The organism is Pseudomonas sp. AC016 (assembly GCF_979253365.1).
The window spans coordinates 4,145,246-4,171,409 of record NZ_CEEDCC010000001.1; the positions used below are offsets into that span (position 1 = coordinate 4,145,246).

19 protein-coding genes and 2 pseudogenes are annotated in these 26,164 nt (G+C 59.6%); 7 read left to right on the forward strand and 14 right to left on the reverse strand.

The window, feature by feature from the left end; genetic code table 11:
* The first annotated feature begins 223 nt into the window (after window positions 1-223).
* Complete coding sequence (locus AC0IXS_RS18645; protein ID WP_449124355.1) at window positions 224-793, forward strand: hypothetical protein; 570 nt, start codon at window positions 224-226, stop codon at window positions 791-793.
* A gap of 9 nt (window positions 794-802) precedes the next feature.
* Here AC0IXS_RS18645 and AC0IXS_RS18650 read toward each other — a convergent pair whose 3' ends face one another.
* The 8 genes from AC0IXS_RS18650 to AC0IXS_RS18685 form a co-directional block, all read right to left on the reverse strand.
* Complete coding sequence (locus tag AC0IXS_RS18650) at window positions 803-1,672, reverse strand: aldose 1-epimerase (protein WP_471825403.1); 870 nt, start codon at window positions 1,670-1,672, stop codon at window positions 803-805.
* A complete protein-coding gene (locus AC0IXS_RS18655) occupies window positions 1,647-2,618 on the reverse strand; it encodes an EamA family transporter (RefSeq protein ID WP_122668780.1) in 972 nt (323 codons plus the stop codon). Before AC0IXS_RS18655 ends, AC0IXS_RS18650 begins: the two co-directional genes overlap by 26 nt.
* A 90-nt stretch (window positions 2,619-2,708) precedes the next feature.
* Window positions 2,709-3,989, reverse strand: coding sequence for a TRAP transporter large permease (locus AC0IXS_RS18660; RefSeq protein WP_122208556.1), 1,281 nt, complete (start codon window positions 3,987-3,989; stop codon window positions 2,709-2,711).
* The gene (locus tag AC0IXS_RS18665) at window positions 3,990-4,517 is read right to left on the reverse strand and encodes a TRAP transporter small permease (protein ID WP_057410692.1); all 528 of its coding nucleotides are present in this window, start codon (window positions 4,515-4,517) and stop codon (window positions 3,990-3,992) included. It lies immediately after the preceding gene.
* 63 nt (window positions 4,518-4,580) lie between these two features.
* Window positions 4,581-5,603: a TRAP transporter substrate-binding protein gene (locus AC0IXS_RS18670; protein WP_004883294.1), complete on the reverse strand. Its 1,023-nt coding sequence runs from the start codon at window positions 5,601-5,603 to the stop codon at window positions 4,581-4,583.
* Window positions 5,604-5,684: 81 nt separating this feature from the next.
* Complete coding sequence (locus AC0IXS_RS18675) at window positions 5,685-6,569, reverse strand: glucurono-1,5-lactonase (protein WP_449125513.1); 885 nt, start codon at window positions 6,567-6,569, stop codon at window positions 5,685-5,687.
* 45 nt (window positions 6,570-6,614) lie between these two features.
* Window positions 6,615-7,442 carry an NAD-dependent epimerase/dehydratase family protein gene (locus tag AC0IXS_RS18680; protein ID WP_004883300.1) on the reverse strand — a complete coding sequence of 276 codons (828 nt, stop codon included), beginning with the start codon at window positions 7,440-7,442 and terminating at the stop codon, window positions 6,615-6,617.
* Between the two features lie 178 nt (window positions 7,443-7,620).
* On the reverse strand, window positions 7,621-8,889 hold the full coding sequence (locus AC0IXS_RS18685; protein WP_029242055.1) for an OprD family porin: 1,269 nt from the start codon (window positions 8,887-8,889) through the stop codon (window positions 7,621-7,623).
* Window positions 8,890-9,369: 480 nt separating this feature from the next.
* Here AC0IXS_RS18685 and budC point away from each other — a divergent pair, with 480 nt between their 5' ends.
* On the forward strand, window positions 9,370-10,134 hold the full coding sequence (gene budC, locus AC0IXS_RS18690) for a meso-2,3-butanediol dehydrogenase (RefSeq protein ID WP_471825408.1): 765 nt from the start codon (window positions 9,370-9,372) through the stop codon (window positions 10,132-10,134).
* 92 nt (window positions 10,135-10,226) lie between these two features.
* Here budC and AC0IXS_RS18695 read toward each other — a convergent pair whose 3' ends face one another.
* Window positions 10,227-11,174, reverse strand: coding sequence for an IS110 family transposase (locus AC0IXS_RS18695; protein ID WP_057409210.1), 948 nt, complete (start codon window positions 11,172-11,174; stop codon window positions 10,227-10,229).
* Window positions 11,175-11,957: 783 nt separating this feature from the next.
* On the opposite strand from AC0IXS_RS18695, the gene AC0IXS_RS18700 reads away from it, so the two are divergent.
* Genes AC0IXS_RS18700 through AC0IXS_RS18710 form a run of 3 tightly spaced genes read left to right on the forward strand, consistent with a single transcriptional unit; the run spans window position 11,958 to window position 18,493 of the window.
* Window positions 11,958-12,788, forward strand: a complete 831-nt coding sequence (locus AC0IXS_RS18700; RefSeq protein WP_412778840.1) for an ABC transporter permease — start codon at window positions 11,958-11,960, stop codon at window positions 12,786-12,788.
* Window positions 12,778-14,148 carry an ABC transporter ATP-binding protein gene (locus tag AC0IXS_RS18705; protein WP_471825410.1) on the forward strand — a complete coding sequence of 457 codons (1,371 nt, stop codon included), beginning with the start codon at window positions 12,778-12,780 and terminating at the stop codon, window positions 14,146-14,148. The genes AC0IXS_RS18700 and AC0IXS_RS18705 overlap by 11 nt, the downstream gene beginning before the upstream one ends.
* Window positions 14,135-18,493: a glycosyltransferase gene (locus tag AC0IXS_RS18710; protein WP_471825412.1), complete on the forward strand. Its 4,359-nt coding sequence runs from the start codon at window positions 14,135-14,137 to the stop codon at window positions 18,491-18,493. The genes AC0IXS_RS18705 and AC0IXS_RS18710 overlap by 14 nt, the downstream gene beginning before the upstream one ends.
* Window positions 18,494-18,498: 5 nt before the next feature.
* Here AC0IXS_RS18710 and AC0IXS_RS18715 read toward each other — a convergent pair whose 3' ends face one another.
* The 3 genes from AC0IXS_RS18715 to AC0IXS_RS18725 are packed head-to-tail and all read right to left on the reverse strand — an operon-like array spanning window position 18,499 to window position 21,887.
* Entirely contained in the window at window positions 18,499-20,514 is a 2,016-nt protein-coding gene (locus tag AC0IXS_RS18715; protein ID WP_471825414.1) for a DUF7657 domain-containing protein, read from the reverse strand.
* Between the two features lie 31 nt (window positions 20,515-20,545).
* Window positions 20,546-20,899 (reverse strand): DMT family transporter, encoded by a 354-nt coding sequence (locus AC0IXS_RS18720; RefSeq protein ID WP_004883318.1) that lies wholly within the window; start codon window positions 20,897-20,899, stop codon window positions 20,546-20,548.
* Window positions 20,889-21,887, reverse strand: coding sequence for a glycosyltransferase family 2 protein (locus AC0IXS_RS18725; protein ID WP_217663965.1), 999 nt, complete (start codon window positions 21,885-21,887; stop codon window positions 20,889-20,891). The genes AC0IXS_RS18720 and AC0IXS_RS18725 overlap by 11 nt, the downstream gene beginning before the upstream one ends.
* A gap of 230 nt (window positions 21,888-22,117) precedes the next feature.
* Between AC0IXS_RS18725 and AC0IXS_RS18730 the strand changes: the two genes are divergently transcribed.
* A complete protein-coding gene (locus tag AC0IXS_RS18730; protein WP_137202809.1) occupies window positions 22,118-22,738 on the forward strand; it encodes a hypothetical protein in 621 nt (206 codons plus the stop codon).
* 78 nt (window positions 22,739-22,816) lie between these two features.
* On the opposite strand, the gene AC0IXS_RS18735 is transcribed toward AC0IXS_RS18730, so the two are convergent.
* Together AC0IXS_RS18735 and AC0IXS_RS18740 are read right to left on the reverse strand one after the other, a co-directional pair.
* Window positions 22,817-23,734 carry a methyl-accepting chemotaxis protein gene (locus AC0IXS_RS18735; protein ID WP_370454372.1) on the reverse strand — a complete coding sequence of 306 codons (918 nt, stop codon included), beginning with the start codon at window positions 23,732-23,734 and terminating at the stop codon, window positions 22,817-22,819.
* Window positions 23,720-24,604: pseudogene (locus AC0IXS_RS18740) on the reverse strand (methyl-accepting chemotaxis protein); the annotation flags it as partial. The gene AC0IXS_RS18735 and the pseudogene AC0IXS_RS18740, both read right to left, overlap by 15 nt.
* Before the next feature lie 505 nt (window positions 24,605-25,109).
* Between AC0IXS_RS18740 and AC0IXS_RS18745 the strand changes: the two are divergent.
* Window positions 25,110-26,084: pseudogene (locus AC0IXS_RS18745) on the forward strand (PDC sensor domain-containing protein); the annotation flags it as partial.
* Between the last annotated feature and the right edge of the window lie 80 nt (window positions 26,085-26,164).

Below are 26,164 nucleotides of genomic sequence, written 5' to 3' on the forward strand. Positions count from 1 at the left end.
CTGAGACTGGCAGTTATGCTCATGATCCACCTTCTGATCGTCGTTGTCTGGTTTTGGTTCGGTGCGCCTGTGTGTTACGCAGGCGAAGCGGGAACGGATCACAGGGGATAGTGTGTTCTCTACTGGTCTGATTTCGCCGGTTCCTGTCAGTTATGACAGTAGAAACCGACGATGCGGGCTGATACACCGGTAGCTGAACATCATCACGTTCACGGAGCCGATCATGCCTCTCACTGCCGAGCGGTTTTTATCAGGTCTGGTTTGTCTGGCCACAGTTGTTTTCATCTGCGTGGGCACAACCCTGCTCATCGTGCCCGAGCGGGCTGAGGCTGAACCGGAGAATCAGGTCACTTGCGTGAACGGCGCGCACATCGCCAAGTGGTCTCCGGGCCTGACCAATACCCGTAGGCCGGTTGATATCACCACCAAAAGCTACTGGGGGCCTTGTGAGTCGCCTTCCTCTTCCCTGAGTTTCAGCGCCTCGGCCGAGCAGAGGTTTCAGGCGGATTTGTCCTGCCCGCGGCTGCGCAATCTGGCTTCGCCCATCACATGGGTGATCAATTGGGACGACCGGACGACCAGTACTTACGTGTTCAACACGGCGCTTCAGGAGGTAGAGGGTAAGGGGTCGGTTGTCGTAGGGACCGGATACATCGTGGACGGCCGCTACCAGGGGGCCAAGGCGGTGACTGTCTTCGTGCTGGGAGACATCGATTCAATGATCGACGGCGACTGTGCCAGCCCCGCCGGTCTTGTAAGGATGAGTGGCCGGTCGGTGCTGGTCATAGAATGAATCAACAGACTAAAGCGCCCGATAAAGCAGGCTGAACCCCAGCGTCATGGATTCTCCGCGCTGCAGCAGCTTCAACCCTGGATGCCCCGGCAGATGATGGGCGTTGACCGGGTGGCTGACCGGTTCGAAGCAGAAGAAATCCAGCCCCGGCGGGCAGAAGACCAGAAAGTATTCGCTGCCGCTGGCCTCACAGTGCAGTTCGTAGCCCAGATCGGGCTGGCGGATGACGCTGCGGCCATCCCATTTGGTGAAACCGTTATCCAGCTTGGCGTGCGGCAGGCTGTTGCCGTCTCGGAAATTCCATTCGTCGGGCAGGTCCCGCAGCTCGGTGGGCAGGCCTGCCTCGTCGCACAGCCAGATCTGCGAAGCCTTGGCCTGCAGATATGTCTCGGGCGTGCGCGGCAGGTAAGGGTGCAGGCCGAGGCCGTGCCAGGCGGCGCGGCTGTCCAGATGTGTGATGCTCAGCTCGATGCTCAACCGGCCGTCGAGCAGCGTGTAGTGCAGTCGGGCCTGGTAGGCGAAGGGAATCCGGCTGTCGAGCTGCAGGCAAACGTGTGTGTCCGTCTGCTCGATCACGTCCCAGGACTGTTGCCAGGCGCTGCCGTGAATGGGCAACGCATCGTTGGCGCTGTTGGGCGACAGGGCGAGCCAGCCGTCGGGTGTATCGAAGCCGCCGTCGCCGATCCGGTTCGACCAGGGCGCCAGCGGGTACAGCGCCAGTTTGCGAGGTGTGCCCGCAGCCACGGCTTCGTCGGAGCTGTGGCGCAGCAATGGCTGGCCGCTGCTCAGGGCTGTCCAGTTGACGATGCTGCCGCCTGTCTCGGGTGCCAGGGTCAGCCGGGTCAGGCTGTCTTCAAGGGTCAGAACGTTCGCGGGCATGGTGCGGAGCCTCTTCGGTAGTGACGGATTTAGGCGGTGTGGCGCGGCGCCAGGTCAGCAGGACGATACCACTGACGACGATCAGCCCACCGATGACCTGACCGCTGCTGAGCAGTTGATCCAGAATCAGCCAGCCAAACAGCAGACTCGCCACCGGTTCGATGTTCATGACCGGCGCATTGCGGGCGATGTCCAGGCGCGCCATGCAGATGAACAGCAGCGAAAAACCGACGCCGTACAGCAACACCAGACTGGCCAGCGCGGTCCAGCCGATACGGCTGGTCGGCAGGTCCACGCCGCCGGGCAGCAGACCGCTGGCACCGGCCACGGCGGCAGCGATGAACACCACGACCATGGTCAGCATGCTGCGCACGGTGCCGCGCATGCTGGACAGCTTGTTGTCGGTGATCCACAGCGCGAAGGCGAATACCACCGCAGCGGTAAAGGCGTAGGCAATGCCTTCCAGCCACTGGGGCTCGCTGCTGCCGGGGTTGGACAGCCGGTGCGGCACATCAAGGGCCAGCACCAGACCGAACAGGATCAGGCCCATCAACGCAGCGGCGCGGCGCGTCGGTGCAGCACCGCCCAGCGCCCAGGTCAGCAGCGCCAGCAGGATCGGTGAGACGTTGACCACCAGCAGAGCCAGTGCCACCGGAATACGGGCCACGGCCGAGTAGATGCAGAAACTCTGGGTCGCGATCAGCAGGCCCAGCAGCAGTTGCCAGCGCCAGGTGCTGGCGGGCAGGTTGAGCCGTTCGCGTTGCAGCAGCACCAGACTGACCAGCACCAGCAGGGTGACACCGGAGCGACACAGAATCGCCAGCAGCAGGCCGGTGTCATGGTCGAAGGCAATGCGTGCGGCAATGTGATTGCCGGCGAACGAGCAGGCCAGCAGCGCCAGTATCAATACGGCGATGTGGCGGGGAAAAAGGGCAGGGGCGGACATGCGGGACCAGCCTCCTTGGCTGGAAAAAGCAGCGCTGTCATGACCCTCGCGAACAAGCGTTCACGAGGGCTGACAGTCAGTAACGAGGATTCAGAGCACTGCGCCTGGCAGCCACAGCGAGATAGCCGGGACGTAAGTCACCAGCATCAGCACCATGAACAGTGCGGCGTAGAACGGCAGCAGGGCTTTCACAGTCGCTTCGATGGTGACTTTACCCACCGCCGCGCCCACGAACAGCACTGCACCCACCGGCGGTGTGATCAGGCCGATACCCAGGTTGACCAGCATGATCATGCCGAAGTGCACCGGGTCGACGCCGACACTGGCGACCACTGGCAGCAGAATCGGGGTGAGGATCAGGATCAGCGGTGCCATGTCCATGATGGTGCCGAGCAGCAGCAACATCACGTTGATGCACATCAGAATCACGTAACGGTTATCCGACAGCGTCAGGAACGCTGTCGTGATCTTCATCGGGATTTCCATCAGCGTCAGGATGTAACCGAAGCTGGCAGCGAAACCGATCAGGATCATCACGATGGAAATGGTCCGTGCCGCCCGGTGCATCAGCTTGGGCAGGTCGCGCCATTTGTAGTCGCGGTAGATGAACATGGTCACGAAGAACGACCAGACCACGGCGATGGAGGCCGACTCGGTCGCTGTGAACACGCCCGACAGGATCCCGCCCAGAATGATGACCAGCGCCATCATGCCCCACAGTGCTTCACCGGCGATTTTCAACGCCTGACGCATCGGGATCACTTCGCCTTTCGGGTAGTTGCGCTTGCGGGCGAAGATCATGCACAGGCCCATCATCACCGCGCTGAGCAACAGGCCCGGCATGATTCCGGCCATGAACAGCGAGGCGATCGACACGGTGCCGCCAGCGGCCAGCGAGTAGAGCACCGAGTTGTGGCTGGGTGGCGTCAGCAGGGCTTGCACCGAGCCGCTCACCGTTACGGCGGTCGAGAAGTCACGAGGGTAACCGTTGCGTTCCATTTCCGGGATCAGCACCGAGCCCACCGAAGCGGTGTCGGCCACGGACGAGCCGGAGATGGCTCCGAAGAAGGTCGAGGCCACGATGTTGACCAGTGACAGCCCGCCGCGCACGAAGCCCACCAGCACCCCGGCAAAGGCCACCAGCCGTCGTGACATGCCGCCCTCGGCCATGATGGCACCGGCGAGCACGAAGAACGGAATCGCCAGCAGCGAGAATTTGTTCACGCCGCCCGCGATCTGAATCATCAGGGCATCGGCGGGAATCTCGATCCACCATGCACCGATCAGCGCCGACAAGCCCAGCGCGTAGGCCACGGGCATGCCGATGAGGATCAATGCGATAAAGCTGCCCAACAGTACTAATGCGTCCATTTATGCGGCACCTTCGCTTTCTTCAATGACGTCGAACCGCATGACGGAGCGGTGACTCTGGTCACCCAGAAACATCCTTTCCAGCACGAAAATCAGGGTCACGATGCCGCCGATGGGAATCGGCAGATAAGAGATGCCTACCCGCAGGGACGGGATTTCACCCAGAAACTGATTCCAGGTGGTGGCGCACAGCTTGAAGCCCTTGACGATCATGAACAGTGCAACGATGGCCATCAGGATCTGCACGATCACTGCTGCCACTTTGCGAACCTGCAACGGCATGCGGTCGACCGCCATGGCCACGGCCATGTGTGCGCCAGCACGATAACTGGCGGCAGCGCCGAAGAAGGTGAACACCACCATCAACAGAATGGCGACCGGTTCCGGCCAGCTGGAGCCGCTGCCCAGCACGTAACGGGCGAAAATGCCCCAGGGAATGATCAGGGTCATGATCAGGACCGACAGACCCGCGATCCCGATACAGACCCGGTAAAGCGTGTCGTTGATGCGCAATAACGTATTTTTCATGGAGGCTCACCACAGCGGCGGCGAACGAGCTCTCGCTCGCCCCCGCGGCGTTATCGGACTGTCTTATTGGGCAGCTTGGGTTTTTGCCATCAGCGCAGGATCGGTCTGGACCGCTTCGATACGGCTGATCAGATCCTTGTATGGCGCGCCGTATTTGTCACGCACGGCCTGGGTTGCGTCGTAGAACGCCTTTTTCTGCTCGGCAGTCAGGGTGATGAACTCCACACCTGCGGCCTTGAGCTTGGCTTCATCGGCTGCCGATGCGGCGTCCCACAGCTTGCGCTCTTCCATCTGCGCTTCGCGCGCCAGTTTCTTCACCAGGGTCTGTTGCTCGGGCGTGAGCTTGGTCCAGGTGGTTTTCGACATCACCACAGGCTCAGGCAGGATCAGGTGCTCGGTCATGGTGTAGAACTTGGCGTTCTGATAGTGGTTATGCTGGAAGTAGGTCGGCGGGTTGTTTTCCGCACCGTCGATCACGCCAGTCTGCAGGGCGCTGAAAATCTCGCCGGTAGCCATGGCGATACCGTTGCCGCCCATGTCGTTGATGGTGTCGATGAACACCGGGTTGCCCTGGACGCGAATCTTCATGCCCTTGAGGTCGGCGATGCTGCGTACCGGCTTCTTGGTGTACAGGTTGCGCGTGCCGCCATCCATCCAGGCCAGCGCGACCATGTTGAAGTTCGAGTTGGTGATCTTGTCGAGCATTTCCTGACCGATTTCGCCATCGATGATGGTGCGCATGTGCGCCTGGTCACGGAACACGAACGGCAGGTTGAACGCGTTGACGTCCGGTACCACCGGGCCGACGATGCCGAGGCTGACCCGGGTCATCTGGATGGCGCCGGACTGCACCTGCTCGACGACTTCCTTCTCCGAGCCCAGCACGCCGCCGGCGAACATCTTGAAGCTGATCTCGCCCTTGGTTTCTTCCTGCAGTTTTTTGCCCATGTTCTGCTCGGCCACGACCGGCGGGTAGCCGGCGGGGTGCACTTCGGCGAACTTGATTTTTACTTCAGCCTGCGCGATGCCAGACATGCAGAACGCGAGCGGAAGTGCAGCGATGAGAAGTGTGCGTTTGAAGTCCATGGATATCTCCGATTTTCTTGTTTTTGGTCGGTGCTATTGGGTTCAGTGCTGTTGCTTCAGTGTTGTGGCTCAGTGTGTGGATCAATCCCGGAAAACAGGCTCCTCCAGGCCTTTGACGCCGGGCCGTAGAGCGAACACACCACCGGCGAGTGGTTGATCGCTCAGATCGCCGCCAGGGCGGATAGACGTCACGAACAGGGTGTCCATGTCCGGGCCGCCGAATGCGCACATGGCGGGTTTTTTCACGGGCACGACCAGTGACTGGTCGAGCTTGCCCTGTGGGGTGAAACGATGGATCAGACCGGCGTCATTGCCGCAGATCCAGTAGCAGCCATCGGCGTCGATGGCTGCACCATCCGGGCGACCCAGATAGTGGTTCATGTCCACGAATAGGCGGCGGTTGTGCGGGGTGCCGCTGTCGGTGTCGTAATCGAAGGCCCAGATCTTTTGCACGCTGGGGTGCGAGTCGGACAGGTACATCGTTTTGCCGTCCGGGCTGAACGCCAGGCCGTTGGGCACAATGAAGTCTTTCAGCACCGGTTCCAGCGTCTGCTGCCCTGCGCTGTAGCGATACATCGCGCCGACCACGGCTCCTGCGCTCATGTCCATGAACATGGTGCCTGCCCAGAAGCGCCCCTGACGGTCGCAACGACCATCGTTGAAGCGCATGCCGGGTTGTGCGTGCGTGACCTCGAGCAGAGGCGTAGCGGCCAGGTTTTCACCGTCGCCGGGCTGCAGGTGGAACAGGCCGCTTTCCATGCCTGCCACCCAGCCACCTTTGCCGTCGGCCGCGATGCAGGCCAGCATCTGCGGGGCTTTCCAGTGGCGAGTGCTGCCATCGCGTGCACTCCAGCGATGCAGGTGGCCTGCCGGGATGTCGACCCAGTACAGCGCCTGATCGCGGGCACTCCAGACAGGGCTCTCACCCGTAGCGTTTTGCGCATCCAGAATCAGTTCGGCATCCATGACGGCTCGTGTCTCCAGGCTGTTCAGGTTGTAAATGAGCGATGTTTATTCGTCGCCAAACGGCCCGGAGGCCACGAAGGCGCCGCCTTGATAGACCATGGCCGGATCATCAGCGGCCGGCATCGGCTGGGCTTCAACCTTGTCGCGAAACACTTCGGAGCTGTCCTTGGGAACATAGCCCAGCTGGCTGGCCAGACGGTTGTCCCACCAGACGGTCTTGTTGTCCGATACGCCGTACACCACGGTGTGGCCGACATTGGGCGTGTACAGGGAGCGTTCGAGCAGTTGGGTCAGGTCATCGAAGCTGAGCCAGGTGCTCATCATTCTGCGGTTCTGCGGTTCCGGGAAAGAGGAACCGATGCGGATGCTGACGGTTTCGATGCCGTAGCGATCGAAGTAGAAGCTGGCCATGTCTTCGCCGTAAGATTTGGACAGGCCGTAGTAGCTGTCCGGGCGGCGCGGCGAATGGGCGTCGATGGTTTCGTCCTGCTTGTAGAAACCGATGACGTGGTTGGAGCTGGCGAAGATCACGCGCTTCACGCCATGACGGCGGGCGGCTTCGTAGATGTGAAATACGCCGCAGATGTTTGCGCCGAGGATTTCCTCGAACGGCCGCTCTACGGAAACGCCACCGAAATGCAGGATGGCATCAACGCCTTCGACCAACTGATGAACGGCGTTCTTGTCAGAGAGGTCGCAGACCTGGACCTCTTCATGGCTGCCAGCCGCCGGCGCCATTTCGGCGATGTCGGACAGTCGGAGAATGTTCGCGTAGGGACGCAGCGTTTCGCGCAATACCTTGCCCAGGCCGCCTGCCGCGCCTGTCAGCAGGAGGCGATTGAAGGGAGTCTGCGTAGTGTGAGCCGATGCCATGAGGAAGTTTCCTGATTGTTATTTTTTGTCATCTGTTGTCGTATGACTTGCCGGATTATCAGCAGCCCTCGCGCTGCTTGTCAACGCGCCCAAAGTATTAAGTGGCCGGTGGGTGAACCGCCGTCTGGACGCTTGCGCATGACCAGGCCCGACCAGCGGAAGGGCCTGGTCCGATGCATCAGAGCAACGACAGCGGATAGCTGATGAAGACACGGTTTTCATCGAACTCGTTGGCGCTGAAGTCGCGGCGCAAACTGGAGTTCCGCCATTTGACGTTCAGGTTCTTGAACGTGCCGCTTTGTACGGTGTACGCCAGTTCCGACTCCCGGCCCCATTCCTTGCCGTCAGTGATATTGCCGGTGTGCACGTTGTCGCCACTGATATAGCGGTTCATCAGGGTCAGACCCGGTACGCCCAATACGGCGAAATTATAGTCGTGACGCAGCTGCCAGGATTTTTCCTTGGCGTTGTCGTAGCTGGAGTTGTAACTGTCGTTGGCCAGAGTGCCACCGCTGGTGCCGTTGACGCGCATCCAGGCCGTGTCGCCGCTGAGCTTCTGCAGACCGACATAGAAGGTGCTGCCGCCGTAACGGGCCGAGAGCAGGGCATAAGCGGTCTTGTTGTCCAGATCGCCGGCCAGCTTGTTACCGTCTTCCTTGCCGATGAAGTAGCCCAGGTTCGCGCCCAGGGTCCAGTCACCGAAGGTCTGGCTGTGCAGCAGGTTGAAGAACTGCTGCTGATAGATGTCCTGCAGTTCCGAGTACCAGACCCCGACCTGTGTGCGCTTTTCATTGAAGACGTACTCACCGCCACCAAAGTTGAAGCGGTCGGAGGTGAAGGCACCGCGACCGTTCATCGACATGTCTTCCATGCTGGCGTCGTTGCGCGGGCTGTTGCCGCGGAACTGACCGCCATACAACGTCAGGCCGTCGATTTCCTTGGAGGTGATCTGTCCGCCCTGGAAAGTCTGCGGCAGCGAGCGGCCGTCATCGGAACGCAGGATAGGCAGCACCGGCATCCATTCGCCGACCTTCAGTTCGGTCTTGGAAAAACGCGCCTTGCCCGCCACGCCCAGACGACCGAAATCATCTGCAGGACGCCCGTCGCTGTGAATCGGCAGCAATTGCGTGCCGCCCGTGCCACGACCGCCATCGAGCTTGATCGAATACAGCCCGAGCACGTCGACACCGAACCCGACCGTGCCTTGGGTGAAGCCCGACTTGGCATCGAGAATGAAGCTTTGCGTCCACTCTTCAGCCTTGCTTTGCGGGGCCGCACTGTTGGGAAACGCGGGGTTGGTGAAGTTGCGGTTGAAATAGGCGTTACGCAGGTTGAGCGTGGCCTTGGTGTCGTCCACGAAGCCTTCGGCCATGCTCATCAGCGGGCAAAGCAGCGTCATGCTGCCAACGCCCATCAGGATGCGCGAACGGGTGGTGTGAGATGTCATTATTGTTGTGCTCCCTTGGTTTAACGAAACCGTCCTCTTTTCTGGCCTTGCACAGGCAAGAGCCGACACCGACGAGGATTATGTGATGCCTGTCTCCAGACATGGCCCCGGCTGAAAGACAGCCGGGTACCGTTCGCTGACAGTCAGCGAAATCTATAAAACACGTGTGTCTTGGAATGCTGCGAGAGGATTGAACCTTGCCGCGGCGACGGCGATCCAGGGGGTTACGCAAGGTAGAGCGGGCATACGGACGCGAGTCTTCATGTAATGGGCCCCGGCTTTGTTTTTATTGTTTTGGCGTCATAGGTTGTCGTACAACTTCGCCGATTATTTACAGGGTGTGAAGGGTTTGTCAACGCACGATTAGTCGAATATCGACCGTTTGGAATGACCTGAAAGTGCCTCACGTGAATGAGAGTGAACGCGGCCGGGGGCCTCACAGTCCACCAGACACGTATTCACTTTTTCGGAGCATTTTCAATGAATCGTTTCACCCAGAAAGTCGTTGTGGTCACAGGCGCCGGTTCCGGAATCGGCGAAGCCACTGCCAAGCGTTTTGCCAGAGAAGGCGCCAGCGTTGTGCTGGTCGGCCGCAACGAAGAGAAGTTGAAAAGAGTACACGCGCAGCTGGAGGGCGAGGGTCATCTGGTCAGGGCGGCCGACGTGGCGGACCTGAGCGACGTCGAGGCGCTGTTCAAGGAAGTCGCCAGTCACTTCGGCCGTCTGGACGTGCTGGTCAATAATGCGGGCATCGTGAAGTCCGGCAAGGTCACCGAACTTGAAGTGCAGGACTGGAAAGAGCTGATGTCGGTGGACCTGGACGGCGTCTTCTATTGCACCCGCACGGCCATGCCCGCCCTGATTGCCAGCAAGGGCAACATCGTCAACGTCTCGTCGGTGTCTGGCATGGGTGGGGACTGGGGCATGAGTTTCTACAACGCGGCCAAAGGTGCGATCACCAACTTCACCCGCGCGCTGGCGTTGGATCACGGTGCCGACGGCGTACGCGTGAATGCGGTATGCCCGTCGCTGACCCGCAGTGAACTGACCGACGACATGATGGACAACGACGCGCTGATGGCCAAGTTCAAGGAACGCATCGCGCTGGGCCGTCCTGCCGAGGCTGAAGACATCGGTGACGTGATTGCCTTCCTGGCCAGCGACGACGCGCGCTTTGTCACCGGCGTAAACCTGCCGGTGGATGGCGGTCTGTCGGCCTCCAACGGACAGCCGCCGCAGGCTTGATATACCGGACTGTGGGAGGCGCCACCACGTCTTCGACGTAGCGCTGTCGCGCGGCAAACTTGGTGGGAGATTCTATGGTTTTGGGAAACCCCTCAAGCCGCCTTTGATTGATATTCGCTCTGGGTTTTTAACAGGGCGAATACGACTCGAGCCATCTTCCTTGCCAGCATGACCAAGGCTTGAGTGGTGCTGAAGCCACGCTTTCTCTGCTCTTCATAAAACGGCTTCCACGCGGCTGTACGGCTGCCAGACATGGCCGCGTTATGAAGCAGCCGACGGGCTTCCGGATCGCCACGCTTGGTCAGGCGGCGCGGCCCGTCACTTTGTCCGGATTTGGACACCCTGAGGTCCAGGCCTAAAAAGGCGATGAAGGCGTTGGCGTTGCTGAATTCGCCTCGCTGAAAAGTAGTGACCAGCCGGGCCGCCGTCAGAAAGCCGATACCTTCTACTTTCATGCAACGACTGACCTGTCCCATCAACTCGGCTCGCTGCAGGACATCCTTGATCTTCTTCTCGACCAGCGCTTCAAGGCGCTTCATCGAATTGATCTGCGCCGCGAACGCTGTTTTCAACAGGGGCTCATTGGACCAGCTCTGAACCAGTCCGGTACGCGCCTGGACCAACGCCGCACGACGACGAAACAGGCTCAGCAACTGACGATAAAGCGGGCACGGCGGTACCCAAGGGTGCAGCTCGTCAGCCTCTTTCTTCAAATATCGGGCAAGCAAACGAGCGTCCAGCGCATCCGTCTTGGCGCGTACATTGACGCCTTTTCGGTAATGGCTCAGTTGGTAACCATCGATCATATAGATGGTGCAGCCGGCCTCATAAGCCATGTCGGCGAACAGTACGTGGTAGGTATTGGTGGCTTCGACAGCGATTGACACCGTTCCAGCCAAGGTACGCAACCACTTGCTGATAGACGCCTTGGTGTTGGGAATCGCTTCAAGTCGGTCGGACTGGTCCTGATAGATCACCAGCTCATTTTTGGCGACGTCTACTCCGACGACAGGTTTAGTCTGGGCAACCAGCATTGCCATGGCGCAATCTCCGGGATAAGGTTTGAGAACTTGAAGGGACCACCCAGAGGCGCAGGCTTGTTTCTATCGTAGGTCGCGAGCCATAAGCATTCTTTATCGGCGCTTGGGTGAAAGGAGGAGGGGTGAAATCTCCCACAGGTCTGTACTGCGCAAACAGTCAGAAGCGAACTGAGTCCCTCCTCCTCCCTTCAAGTCCTACCATACAAGCGGACTTGTCCGCGAAAAGGCTGTACATCCGACGAATATTCATCGACTGAACTACGGTATTCGCGGACAAGTCCGCTCTTATCAAACAACCTGTAACTTACTGAAGAAACGCGATTTTTTTGTAGGAGCGCGCTTGGTCTGGGCGGCAATCCGACGATAGGATCTTACAGACAGAAAATCAGCGACTGAACTGACGCAATCGCGGGCAAGCGCGCTCCTACGGGCCGTGTTTGCTGCGCGACAGCGCTACGTCGAAGACGTGGTGGCGCCTCCCACAAATCGTTTTTCTTCAATGAGTTACAGGTTGTTTGATAAGAAGCGGCTTGCGGGCGATCCGAGCTGTAAACCCATCGAAACACCTGCAACCATTCATCGCCCGACACGTATGTCCCGCGTATTGGCTGCCACACTGATTTTCGGAAATGCCCTCGCAGCACTGTCTGCGCGAGCCCTTCCGACGCCTCGGCCCCTTCGTTGCGTTTCACGCCTCTGAGTCTGTCTCAGGGGCGGTAGCCATGCTCGTGGCGATCTGAATTCCCCGTTGCCTTGATCCTCTCCCGACATGCAGGAGCCATCATGTTGAGCGCTCATCTGGCGCCGGCTGCCGGTCCTCTGGATCTGCTGCGCAGCCTGTGGCGTCACCGACAATTGATCATCACTATGACCCGGCGCGAAGTCATTGGCCGTTATCGCGGTTCGGTGATCGGTATCGCCTGGTCGTTTTTCAACCCGGTGCTGATGCTTGCGGTGTACACCTTTGTGTTCTCCGAAGTCTTCCAGGCCCGTTGGGTCGGGCAGGACACCGGCAAGGGCGGGTTTGCCATTCTGTTGTTCGTGGGGATGATCGTGCATGGACTGTTCGCCGAATGTGCGAACCGCGCGCCGTCGCTGATCATGAGCAACGGCAATTTCGTGAAGAAAGTGGTGTTTCCCCTGGAGGTGCTGCCCGTCGTGACGCTGGGCTCGGCCATTTTTCATGCGGGCACCAGCCTTGTCGTACTGCTGCTGGCGCAGTTCATTCTGACCCAAACCCTCTACTGGACGGCGTTCCTGTTTCCGCTGGTGCTGCTGCCGCTGGCCATCGCGACCCTGGGCTTCAGCTGGTTGCTGGCCGCGCTGGGCGTGTACCTGCGCGACGTGGGTCAGGTCATTGGCGTGCTGACCACCGTGTTGCTGTTCCTCTCGCCGGTGCTGTATCCGGTGGCGGCATTGCCTCAGGTCTACCAACCCTGGCTGAAGCTCAACCCGCTGACCTACATCATTGAAGAAAGCCGCAACGTGCTGCTGTTCGGAAACTGGCCGGACTGGCAAAGCCTGGCCCTGGCGATGCTGATCGCCTCTGCAATCGCGGCGGCAGGCTTCGGCTTCTTTCAGAAAGCCCGCAGGGGGTTCGCCGATGTCCTCTGACGAAATCGCGATCAGCGTCCGTGATATTTCCAAATGCTATTACAGCTACGACCGGCCCATGGATCGAGTCCTGCACTCGCTTGTGCCGCGACTGCAGCGTCGGCTTGGCATGCCGGTGAAGAGCTACGGGCAGGCGTTCTGGGCGCTGCGCAATGTCGATTTCGAAGTGCGGCGCGGAGAAACCGTCGGGCTGGTCGGTCGCAACGGCTCAGGCAAATCGACGCTGCTGCAAATCATCTGCGGCACCCTGCGGCCATCCGGCGGCTCGGTTCATACCCAGGGGCGTGTCGCGGCATTGCTGGAGCTTGGATCTGGCTTCAACCCCGAATTCACCGGTCGGGAGAACGTTTACCTGAACGCTTCGGTACTGGGGCTGAGCCGCGACGAAGTCGATCAGCGCTTCGACGCCATTGCCGGGTTTGCCGACATTGGTGACTTCATCGATCAGCCGGTCAAGACCTATTCCAGTGGCATGGCGGTGCGTCTGGCGTTCGCCGTGCAGGCGCAGGTCGATCCGCAGATCCTGATCGTCGACGAGGCGCTGTCGGTCGGCGACGCAAAATTTCAGGCCAAATGCTTCGAGCGGTTGCGACAGCTCAAGCAGAACGGCACCAGCATCCTGTTGGTCACGCATGCCAGCGAACAGGTGGTCACCCATTGCAACCGGGCGATTCTGCTGGAGGGGGGCCGGGTGGAAACGAGCGGCGCGCCGCGTGCTGTCGTCAATCGCTACATGGACATTCTGTTCGGCCGCAATCGCCAGATGACACAGGCATCGCCGAGCCCTGTGACAAACGAGTCTCCCGTTCGGCAGCCCGCTCTAAGCGTCCAGAGACCGGTATTGAACTTCGAGCAGGATGCCTTCGAGTCGCGCCCCGGTTTCAATCCGCATGAGTACCGTTGGGGCGATGGTGCGGCGATGCTGATGGACTTTCACCTGTCCGTGGAAGGGCGGGAGTTTCCGCTCGGTATCGAGCCGGGTGCCGAGGTGCTGTTGCAGGTGGCCATCCGTTTCAACCGGCTCATCAGCCATCCGGTGCTGGGCTTCACGGTCAAGACCAAGGAGGGCGTCACGGTCTATGGCAGCAATTCCTGGCTGCTGGAGTGCGCCGCCAGTCGGCAACTCTACGAGCCGGGTTCGCAGCTCAGGGCGTGTCTGAGTTTCAGGAACCGGCTGTCAGCAGGCGATTACTTCATTTCTCTGGGCGTTGCCTCTCGCGAGGGCGAAGAGATCGTTCCCCACGATCGTCGCTACGACGCCATTCACATTGTCGTGGCCCCGACCCCCACGCTGTTCGGACTGGTCGACCTGGCCCTCACCATGGACTTCGATCAGGAACAGCACAATGAGTCACCTTGAGCAGAGCGGGTACAGGCTGGACCGGCGTACGGGCGTGTGGGCACGTCCCGATTACGAAGGGCTGGCTTACAGCGATGGCGACGAGCATGAAGAACGTCTGGCCGACATCGTGCGCCAGGCGCAAGACCTGAGCGTGCTTTCAACCGAACTGGGTCAGCACTGCACCGACTGGGTGTCGCTTTATCACCTGGGCCGTGCGCGGGGCAATCTGCTGCGTCCCTTCGAGCATTGCCTGACGGGCAGGGTGCTGGAAATTGGCGCCGGTTGCGGGGCGATCAGCCGGTATCTGGGCGAGTGCGGCGCTACGGTGCTGAGCCTTGAAGGCAGCCTGCGCCGGGCCCGGATCGCGGCCAGCCGCACCCGTGATCTGGACAATGTCACGGTGATTGCCGAGCGGTTCGAGCAGTTCCAGCCACCGCAACGCTTCGACGTCATCACCCTGATTGGCGTGCTCGAATATGCCAGCCTGTTCAATCAGGGCGATGATCCGGCGCTGGACATGCTGGTCAGGGTTCGCGAACTGCTGGAGCCCGACGGCATCCTGCTGCTGGCGATTGAAAACCAGTTGGGGCTGAAATACTTCGCGGGCGCGCCAGAGGATCATCTGGCCGTTCCCATGGCTGGCGTCGAGGGGCGATATCCGCCCCATGGCCCGCAGACATTCGGACGCAAGCGGTTGACCCACCTTCTTGAGCGGGCCGGTTTCAGCCGTTCGGAATTTCTGTTTCCCGCCCCTGATTACAAACTGCCCAATTCCATCGTCACCCAGCGTGGCTTTGAGCACCCGGACTTCGATGCCGCCGCGTTGCTTTGGCAGAACGTACGCAAGGACCCACAACTGCCGGGAGCCACGTTGTTCAATCTGGAGCGTGCCTGGCCCGTGGTGGTCGACAACGGGCTGGGCATGGATCTGGCCAATTCGTTTCTGATTGCCGCGTCCTGTTCGCTGACGCCGCTGGCCATGCCGAACCTGCTGGCGGGGCATTACAACGTCAGCCGCAAGCCCGGCTACTGCAAGCAAACCCTGTTCATCGAAACACCGGACGACATCGAAGTGCGGCATGAGCCGTTGCGCTCGGACGGTGCGCCCCACAAGGACTTTCGCCATGTGCTCTCGCGTGTCGATCCCTATCGACGCGGCAGCGTGCTCAGCCAACAGTTTCTCGACATCGCCAGCACGCCCAACTGGACCGTCAGACAGTTCGGTGCGTTTGTGGCGCGCTATTGTCAGGCGTTAAGGGATCTGCTGGCCGGGCAGGGCCACGATTTGCCATTGCAGCGTCTGGATGAACGGCTGCCTGGCGTACTCATCGATGCCGTACCGCAGAACATAATTCTCGAGGCGGACGACCGGCCCACACTGATCGACATTGAATGGGAGGCCGCTGCGGGTATCGAACTGGGACATCTGTTGATACGCGCGCTGTTGCTGCTGATCGCCAGTGCCTCGCCGTTCTGCAGCAGCGTGATGCCACTGACGCGCAGGCAGTTCGTCACCGAAACACTGTTTCACGCAGGGCTGGAAATCACCCTGGCGCAACTGGACGGTTTCATCGAACAGGAAGCGCATTTTCAGGCTTTCGTGACCGACCTTGAGGCGAGCCGTTTTCTCAACTGGGAGGCGGACCGGATCATCAATCAGCGGGTGTCGCCGACCGCTCCCAAAATTCAGGCCCGGCTGTATTACAGCGATGACGCGGGCAACTTTAAAGAGGAGGCAGCCCTTAACCTTGAAGTGCTGCCCGGTCACCAGCGTCTGCGGTTTTCGCTGAGCAGCATTGAAACCCGACCTCGATCATTGCGGCTCGATCCGGTCGACCGGCGCATGACGTTTTCGCTGGACAACCTGCGGCTTGAAAAGGAACAGACAGTGATCTGGCAGTGGGATGGCCAGATCGCAGCGCTGCCTTTGGTATCAGGTCTGCAAGAGGTGGAGCGCACCGGATCTTCTCTGCTGTTCGTCAGCCTTGACGATGATCCGTATCTGCAACTGCCCGTCGACCTGTCGCAACGTCACGACATTCGTGAGCTGGTGCTGACCCTCGATCTGGTGCTGTACACCGATGAAGTCATTGCCCGCCGCATCAGTCAGGGACTCAACTGGAGCCAGCAGCACGAGACCTCGTTGCGCACGGCCGTGCAGCCCCTGTCCGATCAGATTCAGGCCCTGACGCGGCGGGTGAGTGAACTGGACAGCGCCACGCAACTGATCGAACGGCATGTTATCGAGGGCGAGATCGGCACGATTCAGACCGTCGAGCGGTTGCTGAATGAAAATGGTCATGACCTGCGCGAGCGTGAGGACCTGATCAGGCAGCTGCAGAATGCGATGCTCGAGTTGCAGCGTGAAAAGGACACGCGCATTCATCAACTGAATCTGCGCATCCATGAGTTGGAAAATTCCTACAGCCGCAGGCTGGCTGCGCCGATTCGGCATACCGTGTTGAGCACACATCGTTTGGTCATAGCCTCGCGGCGCCTGCCTGCGCTGATTCGCCGGGGCGGCGGGTTGAAGGCCACCACACGGCGCGCCACCACGGTACTGCGCGAGCACGGTGTGCGTGGTCTCATCGAGCGCGTGCGCTGGTTCAATACCGTGGGTCACGCTGCGGCACCTGAAAACGATGCACCTGACCGTCATGATTACGCGGCGTGGATCAAACGCTACGACACGCTGAATGACAGCGCTCGTAACGCCATGCTGGAAGAGATCGGTAACTGGGAAAATCCTCCGCTGATCTCGGTCATCATGCCGGTCTTCGATCCGCCGCTGGATATGCTCCGTGAGGCCATCGACAGCGTCAGGCAGCAGGTCTATCCGCACTGGGAACTGTGCATTGCCGACGACGCTTCCCGGCAACCCGCCGTACGCGACTTTCTCAGGAAAGTGCAGCGTCAGAGCGCACAGATCAAAATCATGCTGCGCAGCGAAAACGGTCACATCTCCGCGGCCAGCAATTGCGCTCTGGACCTTGCCAGCGGGCGCTATGTCGCGCTGATGGACCATGATGACCTGCTGCCGGAGCACGCCTTGTACTGGGTGGCTCGCGCCATCGTCCACAACCCGGATGCCGGGGTGATCTATTCGGACGAAGACAAGATCGATCAGCAGGGAGCCCGAAGTGCCCCGTATTTCAAATCCGATTGGAATGCCTTTCTGTTCCGTTCACAGAACATGATCTCTCACCTGGGCGTCTATCAGCGCGATCTGGTCAATCGTGTGGGCCGCTTCAGGGAAGGGTTCGAAGGTTCGCAGGATTACGATCTGGCGTTGCGCTGCACGGAAAAACTGAGCCCCGCGCAGATCATCCATATTCCCCGTGTGCTTTATCACTGGCGTATCCATGCAGGCAGCACGGCTGTGGCGTCGGATGAGAAGCCATACGCGGTCCATGCCGCTGTGAAAGCATTGAACGATCATTTGCATCGCACGGGACGAAAAGGTGAGGTGGAGTTGTTGCCCTTTGGCATGTATCGGGTGCATTACTCGCTGCCAGAGCCCGCACCCTTGGTGAGCCTCATCATCCCGACCCGCAATGCGTGGGCCTTGCTCAAGCAATGCATCGACAGCATCCAGCGCCTGACCACCTATCCGCATTATGAAATCATCGTGATCGATAACGGCTCGGACGAAGCCGAGTCGCTGGCGTATTTTGCCCAGATCGATCAGCAGCCCGATATCCGCGTTCTGCGGGACGACGGGCCGTTCAATTATTCAGCCTTGAACAATCGGGCGGTCAGCCAGGCGCGCGGTGAATTGGTCGGGCTGATCAACAACGATATCGAGGTCATTTCACCGGACTGGCTGGATGAGATGGTCTCGCTGACGTTGCAGCCAGGCGTCGGGGCCGTCGGCGCGCGGCTGTGGTTTCCCGATGATCGCCTGCAGCATGGCGGGGTAGTTCTCGGTATCGGCGGCATCGCCAACCATGCGCACAAGTTTTTGCCCCGAGGCCAATACGGCTATTTCGCCCGTGCCGTGCTGATTCAGGAGTTTTCTGCGGTGACGGCTGCCTGTCTGGTGATCAGGAAAAAAGTGTTCGAGCAGGTCGGCGGGCTTGACGAGGTCAACCTGAAAATAGCGTTCAACGATGTCGACTTCTGCCTGCGGGTTCAGGAGGCCGGGTACGTCAACGTCTGGACGCCGTATGCCGAGTTGTACCACTACGAGTCGGCGACCCGTGGTTTCGAGGACTCGCCGGAAAAACAGGAACGCTTCAATGATGAAGTGGCTTACATGGCCCGGCGCTGGCCGAAGATCAAAAGCGACTATGCCTACAACCCCAACCTGACGCTGGACGACATTGATTTCGGGCTGGCCTGGCCTCCGCGTGCTTCTGACTAGAGGGTTCAGGGCGCGGCGTGGACCCTGAACCATGACCAGCCTTTTTCGCTGTGTTGCAGTGACAGCGTCGGGTTGAGGCTCAGTTGTGGTTTGTCGCTGTCGGGTGCGACAACGAGTCCGGCGCCGGTTCGTGTGAAGTCCAGATGTCGAGTGCTGACCAGCACATTCACCACATCAGGCTGCGGCACCTCGATTTGAGCATCGTGACCGACGGATGGGCGGCTGAGGAAGATCAGGTGTTGATAACGGTTGTAGCGTTCAACCTGCAAACCGTCCGGGTCCAGTCGTTTCCACAGCGTGGGCTGCGGGTAATAGAAAATACCGTTGACCACCTGTCGGCCTGACGCGGCGAGCATCATCGCCGGGATCTGCGAACCCAGCGTCAGGACGGGCAAGGCCGGTTCGCTGGTGCTGGCGCTCACGTTGGTCGGGGCTATCGACAGAGGGTGGAAGCCTAGCGTTGCTGCCAGCGACAAGCCCAGATTGAGCCCAAGGAAGGCTGCGCTTTGCCGGGTGAGCATGAAATAGCTGCTGGCGAGGACTATCAGCATCAGGCCCAGGGTGATTGAGGTGCCAGAGGCCGACAAGGCGGAACCTTCGATTGCCCGGAAACTGTCATACACCAGCGCCGTCCAGATCAGCGCAACGCTCCATGCGATAAAAGCCTGGCTTTCGTGCCTGACGGACAGCGGGCGTGCGGGAGCGATCATCAGATGCGTCAGCAGGATGCTGGTCAAACCCAATGCCAGATCCGCGCGTTTTGCCGTCACGTACGACCACAGCGAAAACGTGGACAGCGTAGTGCCGATGCCGATCAGCATATAAATCAGAATCAGGCCCGCCATGACCGCCAGCGCGGCCTCGACGGCAGTCAGCCCGCCTTGTCTGGCCCGCATGAAAAACAGTGCGGCCAGCGGCAACAGGTAATACGGGAATGAGGCGATCTCGCTCTGATTCACCGAAGTGTTTTCAGCGTATTGCAACGCGACGAGGTTGGTAAAACCCTTGAGCAGCATGCGCCACGGTATATCGCCGCCCACTTCGATATGACGCTGGCCCGGGTACACCGTGCGCATCATGGCGTGGATGGCGTCCTGCGCGCTCAGCCACCAACTGATGAGCACGATGCCTGCGATCAGCACTGCCAGCAGAATGGCCAGCAGAATGGCCAGGAGATGCTCGAGTCTGATGCCCCGGTACAACCGGTCGCGCCAGACCAGACCTGCCAGCAGCGCGATGAACACGTAGCCCACCGAGACCTGCCAGGGTGGATACAGCAGCAACACAAAACCTGCGAGCGCAAGTCCGGTGAGCACACCGATTGGCAACAGGAGCCAGGTGCTGCGCGCGCTGAGAATTTTCAGCAGGCATAACGACGCGACGCAGGGAAAGAACACGGCATACGCTGGCCAGAACGACCAGGCCACCGCATAAGGCGCAGCGACAAACAGCAGGGCAAACAGAAAACCCTGTCGCCAGCGGCCCGGCGACAGCGCGTTCAACAGGTGCGCCAGCGCCAGAAAACAGCCGAATGCTGGAAACCACCAGTACCAGGCCAGCGCCCGTTTCAGGTCGAAAACAAAGAATCCCCACGTCGCCGGTTTGGCCAGTGCCGACACGTGCGCTACAGGCACCCCAGCCATACCGACAACCAGCATGTTCTGTCCGTCCAGGCCCAGCGACGTGTTGAGCACCGGATAACGCGGCGTATGGTTGTGCTGGGCGATGGCCATGGGCGTCAGCACCAGCCATTCGTCACTGCGAATCGGGCGCTCGTGGCCCCGGATGCGTGTCATGTCGGCATCCACGAACGGCGTGTTACGCAGCCCGAGGTTCAAGGACGAACCGGTAAGCCCCAGTGCCGTGAACAGCAGGAAGACAAGCACCACGCAGAGACTGAAGGAAGTCGGCTCGCTCATGCCTATCTTCAGTCTGGCGCTGATCGTCCGGGTGATCCAGGCGGTGCGAACGAAACTGATCGCCACACCCAGCAACGCAGTCAGAATGATGAACTTGATCAAGGGCCGGTCCTTGCGTGTAGGGCATGAGCGATCACGAGGAGGCCGTGATCACGATGCCGACCATGATGGTGATCACGCCAACGAAGTACTGAACGTGGAAGCGTTCGCCGAAGATGAAATGACTGCCGATCGGCACCAGCACGAAGGCCAGCGCCATAAGCGGATAGATTCTTCCCAGATCGGCTTTCTGCAACACCCAGATCCAGCCCAGGGTGGTGATGCCGTAGAGCGCCAGGGACAGAAAGAACCAGGTCAGCATGACCGGGTCGAGCAGGTCGCCGCTTCTGTCATAGGTCCGCGCAGTGACCTTGAACAGAATTTGCCCGATGGAAATCCCCAGCACGCAGAGCAGGGCTGCCAGGTACACCGCCCGATCAGGCGCCACTGTTCAGGTACCGGGTCTGGAGGTGAATGGGGCGTCTGGGCACCGCCTGAACGTCATGTCCGATGAAGGCCAGAATCAGCTGGATACCGACCAGAACGGGCAGCGCCGAGACCATCACGGTCCCTGCCGAATTGGCGACGCCGGTCTGCCAGGCATGCACCCAGTGAAACGCACCGAATACGCTGCCGAATATCAACAGCAACATGCCCAGAGGCAGTTCGAACGACGCCAGTGACATATCCCGCAGGTAGTAGTTGTAGAACAGGCGCTTGAACAGATTGCGGGCATGCTTGGCCATGAACTCGCCAAGAACGCGGGAAACCTTGAGGTTGCTGACCTCGTCGCCGTAGAGGGCGTGCATCGGGATGTCCACCACCACGGCGCGCAGGGTGCCCAGACGGAACAGCATGTCGCTCTCGAAGAAGTAACGCTGGCTGATCTTGCTCATCGGTAACTGACGGGCAACGTCTCGATGAATGGCGGTGTAGCCATTGGTCGGGTCGAATAGGTCCCAGTACCCGGAAGAGAGCTTATTGAGCAGCGAAAGGGTCGCGTTGCCAGCGATGCGCAGTCCCGGCATGCGGCTGATTTCTTCGAGGTTGAAGAAGCGATTGCCCTTGGTGTAATCCGCTTCGCCGGTGGTGATCGGGGCGACGAACGCAGGAATCAGGGCCGGATCCATCTGGCCGTCACCGTCGAGCTTGACGATGATGTCCATGCCGTCGGCCAGTGCAGCGGCGTAACCAGCCATCACCGCGCCGCCCACACCCAGATTGGCGGTGTTGAACAAAATGACCACACGTGCGTCGCGGCAGTGCTGCTCGACCTCCTTGCCGGAACGCTCGGGGCAGCAGTCGTCGACTACGTAGATGCGATCGACTTCCTTGCCAATACCGTTAATGACGTCGTTTATATGCTTTCTTACGTTGAAGCAAGGAATGACTACGGCAACCTTCAATGCATCAAGGGTGATCGTATTCGCCATCATGAAATGAACCTGACTGTTCAGGAAGCATTAGCGGGTACGGCTGATGGACTACAGTTAAGTACAGTGCGCGACGAAGTTCCAGAGCTGAGCAGTGTTAAAGAATTGAACACTGTTTGATTCGTTCATCGATGGAACAGTGTCCATTTATATAACAGCGCAGGTCGGTTGTTGCCGGCTCGGTTTATCAGGCTTCCTGCGTCAGATTTTTAAACTTCAAGTCGAAGCTACCCATGAACACATCGTCTGAAATCGATATTTCAGGTCTGAGGTGTTACGACAAAACTGTCGAAGCTGTCACCTATAGCGTTCCACGCGGCATTACCCGAGAGGCTCGCGGTCGTGTCTGGATCGTCCGTGTCCTGAAGAACAAACAGGTGCAGGTCTACGCACGTTTTCCGGATTTGCGTTACAGCGGCACCCGCCGGGCGCTGAACGCAGCCATCATTCACCTGATCCACAGCGGCCACGCCTGGCGGCGCGAGGACGTGCTGCAGCTCAACGAGCACGCGGCCGTGCACTGGCGCAAGCGCAGCGGGGTCGGCCTGTGCGCCGTGGCCTACGTGACCCGCCCGGGACCGGGCCGTGGTGAAACGTTCTTTCTTTCGACCTACAAACGAGTGGCCAGCGGACGGGGTCTGGACAAGTTTCGATCCCGCTTGATAGACGTGCTCGAAAGCGCTTATGCCATCCACCATGAAGGACCTGATATTCCTTATTCGATACAGAAGAAGATCCGGCAGGATATCGATCAGTTGATGGTCAGCGATTATTACCGTGCTTTTTTGGAGGCGGGGAAAAGGAAGGCCGATCATATTGCGGTGGTTGATTATATTGAGCGGTTATCGCGTTAATGAATGCTACGCATAAAATTCTGATCCGGAAAAAATCAAGCCCGGCTAAACCGGGCTTGATTGAACTTGCAACTTTCCTCAAATCTTGAAGTGGCTGACCATCGTCTGCAGTTGTCCGCCCAGGCGTGCGAGTTCGACGCTGGAGGCGGCGGTTTCTTCACTGGCCGAAGCGGTCTGCTCGGACACGTCGCGAACGTTGATGATGCTGCGGCTGATTTCCTCGGCCACTGCACTCTGCTCTTCGGCGGCTGCCGCGATCTGCTGGTTCATCGCCTGAATGTTGGAAACCGTCTGCGTGATGCTGTTCAGCGAGGTGCCGGCCTTGCGGCTGAGCTGCACGCTGCTGACCGTCAGATCACGGCTGCTGAGCATGATGCTGGACACCTGGCGTGTACCATTCTGCAGCGCGGCGACCAGATTCTCGATTTCCTCGGTGGACTGCTGAGTGCGTTGCGCAAGGCCACGCACCTCGTCCGCCACCACTGCGAAACCACGTCCTGCTTCACCGGCACGCGCGGCTTCGATGGCGGCGTTGAGTGCCAGCAGGTTGGTCTGCTCGGCGACCGCCTTGATCACGTCCATCACCTTGCCGATCTTGTCGCTTTCCTGCTCCAGCAACGTCATGGCGTCAGAGGAACGCACCACTTCGGCGGCCAGTTTTTCGATCTGGCCGATGGCTTCACTCACCACCTGATCACCTGCACGCGCTTCCTTGTCGGCGGTCGACGCCGCTTCGGAAGCCTGTTCGGCGTTACGCGCCACTTCGGCGACCGTGGCCGACATTTCGTGCATGGCTGTCGCCACCTGATCGGTTTCGACTTTCTGGCTGTTCACACCGGCGCTGGTCTGTTCGGTCACGGCCGACAATTCCTCGGCGGCGCTGGCGATCTGCACCACGCTGTCGCGGATACCGCCGATCAGCTCGCGCAGGGTTGTGCCCATGCGCTGGATGCCCTGTTGCAGCACGCCCAGTTCGTCACGGCGGGTCACAACCATGGTCTGCGACAGGTCGCCCGACGCGATCCGGTCGACCACCGCCATGGTTTCCTGCAGAGGACGGGTGATCTGACGCGTGATGATCACAGCGGCAATGATGCCCAGAATCATCGCCAGCAGTGTGCAGCCGATCTGCATGTTGCGGGCCTGAGCGCTTTCCACGTCGCGACGATCCAGTTGCAGCTGATACATGGCCTCGCTGAGCTTGACGATGTCCTGTCCTTGTACGGTCATTTCCTTACGCGCCTGGGCGATGTCGCCGCTGGACGTCTTGAAGTTCTGCAAGGTGGTGCGATAGGCCATCAGGGACGTTTCCAGTTGCTTGAGCGCGTCGGCATGGGTAGCGCCGAATGTTGCTTTCAACTGATCGAGGTTCTTGATCGCGTCATCCAGCTTGCCTGCGGCAGACTGCTCGTTTTCCGGCGAGATGTCCGTCAGGTAACCGCGGACTTCATAGCGCGCCTGCATCAGATCTTCCTTGGCACCGACAATCAGCTCGTACTGGTCGAAACGGCTTTCATCGGTGGCGTCCAGCTTCTTCACGTCGGCCAGAATCCGGTCCAGCATTTCGGTGGCCTTGGTGGCATGAACCGTCAGATCCTTGCGCAATGCGATGCTGGTTTTGTAGCCGCTGCGCATGTTGTTCAGGGATTTCTGATAATCAGCGATCACCACACCCAGCTGCTGGAGCATTTGCACGTTCGCGGGGCTCTTGAACGAGGTCAGCAGCTTTTCCTGATAGGCCTTGAAGCCGTCCAGCGAGACCTGAACGGTTTCGGCGACCTTTTCATCGCCATCGGCCACCATGTATTGCAGGCGTGTTACCCGTAACTTGGTCAGCTGCGCGTTGAGCGACGTGATGTCGCTCATCCAGTTGCTGCGGTCGATCAGCCCACTCAGGCTGCTCCATCCCGTGAGCGCAAGAATGCCAGTAAAAACAAGTACAAGCCCGAATCCGAGGGCCAGCTTCATATTCACGCTGATGTTCGCGAACCAGCTGTTCATGATGTTCTCCAGTACAACATTGTAAAAAGTAAGGCCTTTGGGGGATTTAACGTGAATACGACCGCCGAGGCATTGGATACAGACCCTATCGGCAGCATCCCGCCAAGCTGAAATTAAAAAATACAATTAATTAAAACCGTCTGTCCCCCTTTCACAGGCTTTCTTTCGTTGCCCGACGCGGCTATAAAGGGCGCCTCGAGAACATTGAAACAGCCTGGCCCTGTCATTAAACAGTCGCCAGAATGCTGCCTGTGCTCGCACCGTGAAAAGGCTGTAGAAGTTTGAACACATGGAGTGTTCATGGAAAACAACTTTGTATGGCCCCTTATCCGAGTCTTCGGACCTGCCTATATCTTAGAGATGCTTTGAAATGACTTTGAAGTTTCGTCATAAAATCCTGCTGGCGGCATCGGGCGTTGTCGTTCTGGCGTTCGTTCTGTTCACGCTTTACAACGATTATCTGCAACGCGCGACCATCAACCAGAACCTCGAATCCTCAGTGGGGCAGGCCGGACAACTGACCGCCAGCAGCGTGCAGAACTGGTTGAGCGGACGCATTCTGGTCCTGGAAAACCTGACCCAGGACGTGGCCTATCAAGGCGTTGGCTCGGACCTGAGCGGGCTGGTTTCCCAGTCGTCGCTGGTCTCGACCTTCCAGTTCACTTACGTCGGTGACAGCAAGGGCACCTTCACCCAGCGTCCCAATGTCGAGATGCCGGCCGGTTACGATCCCCGTCAGCGTCCCTGGTACAAATCGACGGTCGATGCTGGCAATACCATCATCAGCGCACCCTATCTGGCCTCGGTGGGCGGCCTGGTCGTGACCATCGCCAGCCCGATCAAGGTCAACGGCCAACTGGCCGGTGTCGCGGGCGGCGACCTGAGCCTCGATACGCTGGTGAAGATCATCAACTCGGTGGAATTCGGCGGCATGGGCTACGCGTTCCTGGTCAGCGGCGACGGTCAGGTGATCGTCAGCCCAGACAAGGAACAGGTCATGAAGAACCTGAAGGACATCTACCCCGGCCAGACGCTGAGCCTGGACAAGCGTATGCGTGAGGTCACGTTGAATGGCCAGCAACGCATCCTGTCGTTCACCCCGATTACCGGCCTGCCATCGGCTGACTGGTACATCGGCCTGTCGATCGACAAGGACAAGGCCTATGCACCTCTGAGCCAGTTCCGCAGCTCTGCCATCGTTGCCGGCCTGATCGCAGTGATCGTGATTGCCATGCTGCTGAGCCTGCTGATTCGTGCGCTGATGCGCCCGCTGACCGACATGGGCCGTGCCATGCAGGACATCGCGCAGGGCGAGGGCGACCTGACCCGTCGCCTGAGCATTCAGGGCCGCGACGAGTTCGCCGATCTGGGCAGCTCGTTCAACCAGTTCGTCGAGCGTGTCCACGCCTCCATCGTGGAAGTGTC

Bases quoted from the DNA above. Each gene is read 5' to 3' on its own strand.
- AC0IXS_RS18645 (WP_449124355.1), top strand. From the start codon at position 224: ATGCCTCTCACTGCCGAGCGGTTTTTATCAGGTCTGGTTTGTCTGGCC.
- AC0IXS_RS18650 (WP_471825403.1), bottom strand. From the start codon at position 1,672: ATGCCCGCGAACGTTCTGACCCTTGAAGACAGCCTGACCCGGCTGACC.
- AC0IXS_RS18655 (WP_122668780.1), bottom strand. From the start codon at position 2,618: ATGTCCGCCCCTGCCCTTTTTCCCCGCCACATCGCCGTATTGATACTG.
- AC0IXS_RS18660 (WP_122208556.1), bottom strand. From the start codon at position 3,989: ATGGACGCATTAGTACTGTTGGGCAGCTTTATCGCATTGATCCTCATC.
- AC0IXS_RS18665 (WP_057410692.1), bottom strand. From the start codon at position 4,517: ATGAAAAATACGTTATTGCGCATCAACGACACGCTTTACCGGGTCTGT.
- AC0IXS_RS18670 (WP_004883294.1), bottom strand. From the start codon at position 5,603: ATGGACTTCAAACGCACACTTCTCATCGCTGCACTTCCGCTCGCGTTC.
- AC0IXS_RS18675 (WP_449125513.1), bottom strand. From the start codon at position 6,569: ATGGATGCCGAACTGATTCTGGATGCGCAAAACGCTACGGGTGAGAGC.
- AC0IXS_RS18680 (WP_004883300.1), bottom strand. From the start codon at position 7,442: ATGGCATCGGCTCACACTACGCAGACTCCCTTCAATCGCCTCCTGCTG.
- AC0IXS_RS18685 (WP_029242055.1), bottom strand. From the start codon at position 8,889: ATGACATCTCACACCACCCGTTCGCGCATCCTGATGGGCGTTGGCAGC.
- budC (WP_471825408.1), top strand. From the start codon at position 9,370: ATGAATCGTTTCACCCAGAAAGTCGTTGTGGTCACAGGCGCCGGTTCC.
- AC0IXS_RS18695 (WP_057409210.1), bottom strand. From the start codon at position 11,174: ATGGCAATGCTGGTTGCCCAGACTAAACCTGTCGTCGGAGTAGACGTC.
- AC0IXS_RS18700 (WP_412778840.1), top strand. From the start codon at position 11,958: ATGTTGAGCGCTCATCTGGCGCCGGCTGCCGGTCCTCTGGATCTGCTG.
- AC0IXS_RS18705 (WP_471825410.1), top strand. From the start codon at position 12,778: ATGTCCTCTGACGAAATCGCGATCAGCGTCCGTGATATTTCCAAATGC.
- AC0IXS_RS18710 (WP_471825412.1), top strand. From the start codon at position 14,135: ATGAGTCACCTTGAGCAGAGCGGGTACAGGCTGGACCGGCGTACGGGC.
- AC0IXS_RS18725 (WP_217663965.1), bottom strand. From the start codon at position 21,887: ATGATGGCGAATACGATCACCCTTGATGCATTGAAGGTTGCCGTAGTC.
- AC0IXS_RS18730 (WP_137202809.1), top strand. From the start codon at position 22,118: ATGAACACATCGTCTGAAATCGATATTTCAGGTCTGAGGTGTTACGAC.
- AC0IXS_RS18735 (WP_370454372.1), bottom strand. From the start codon at position 23,734: ATGGTTGTGACCCGCCGTGACGAACTGGGCGTGCTGCAACAGGGCATC.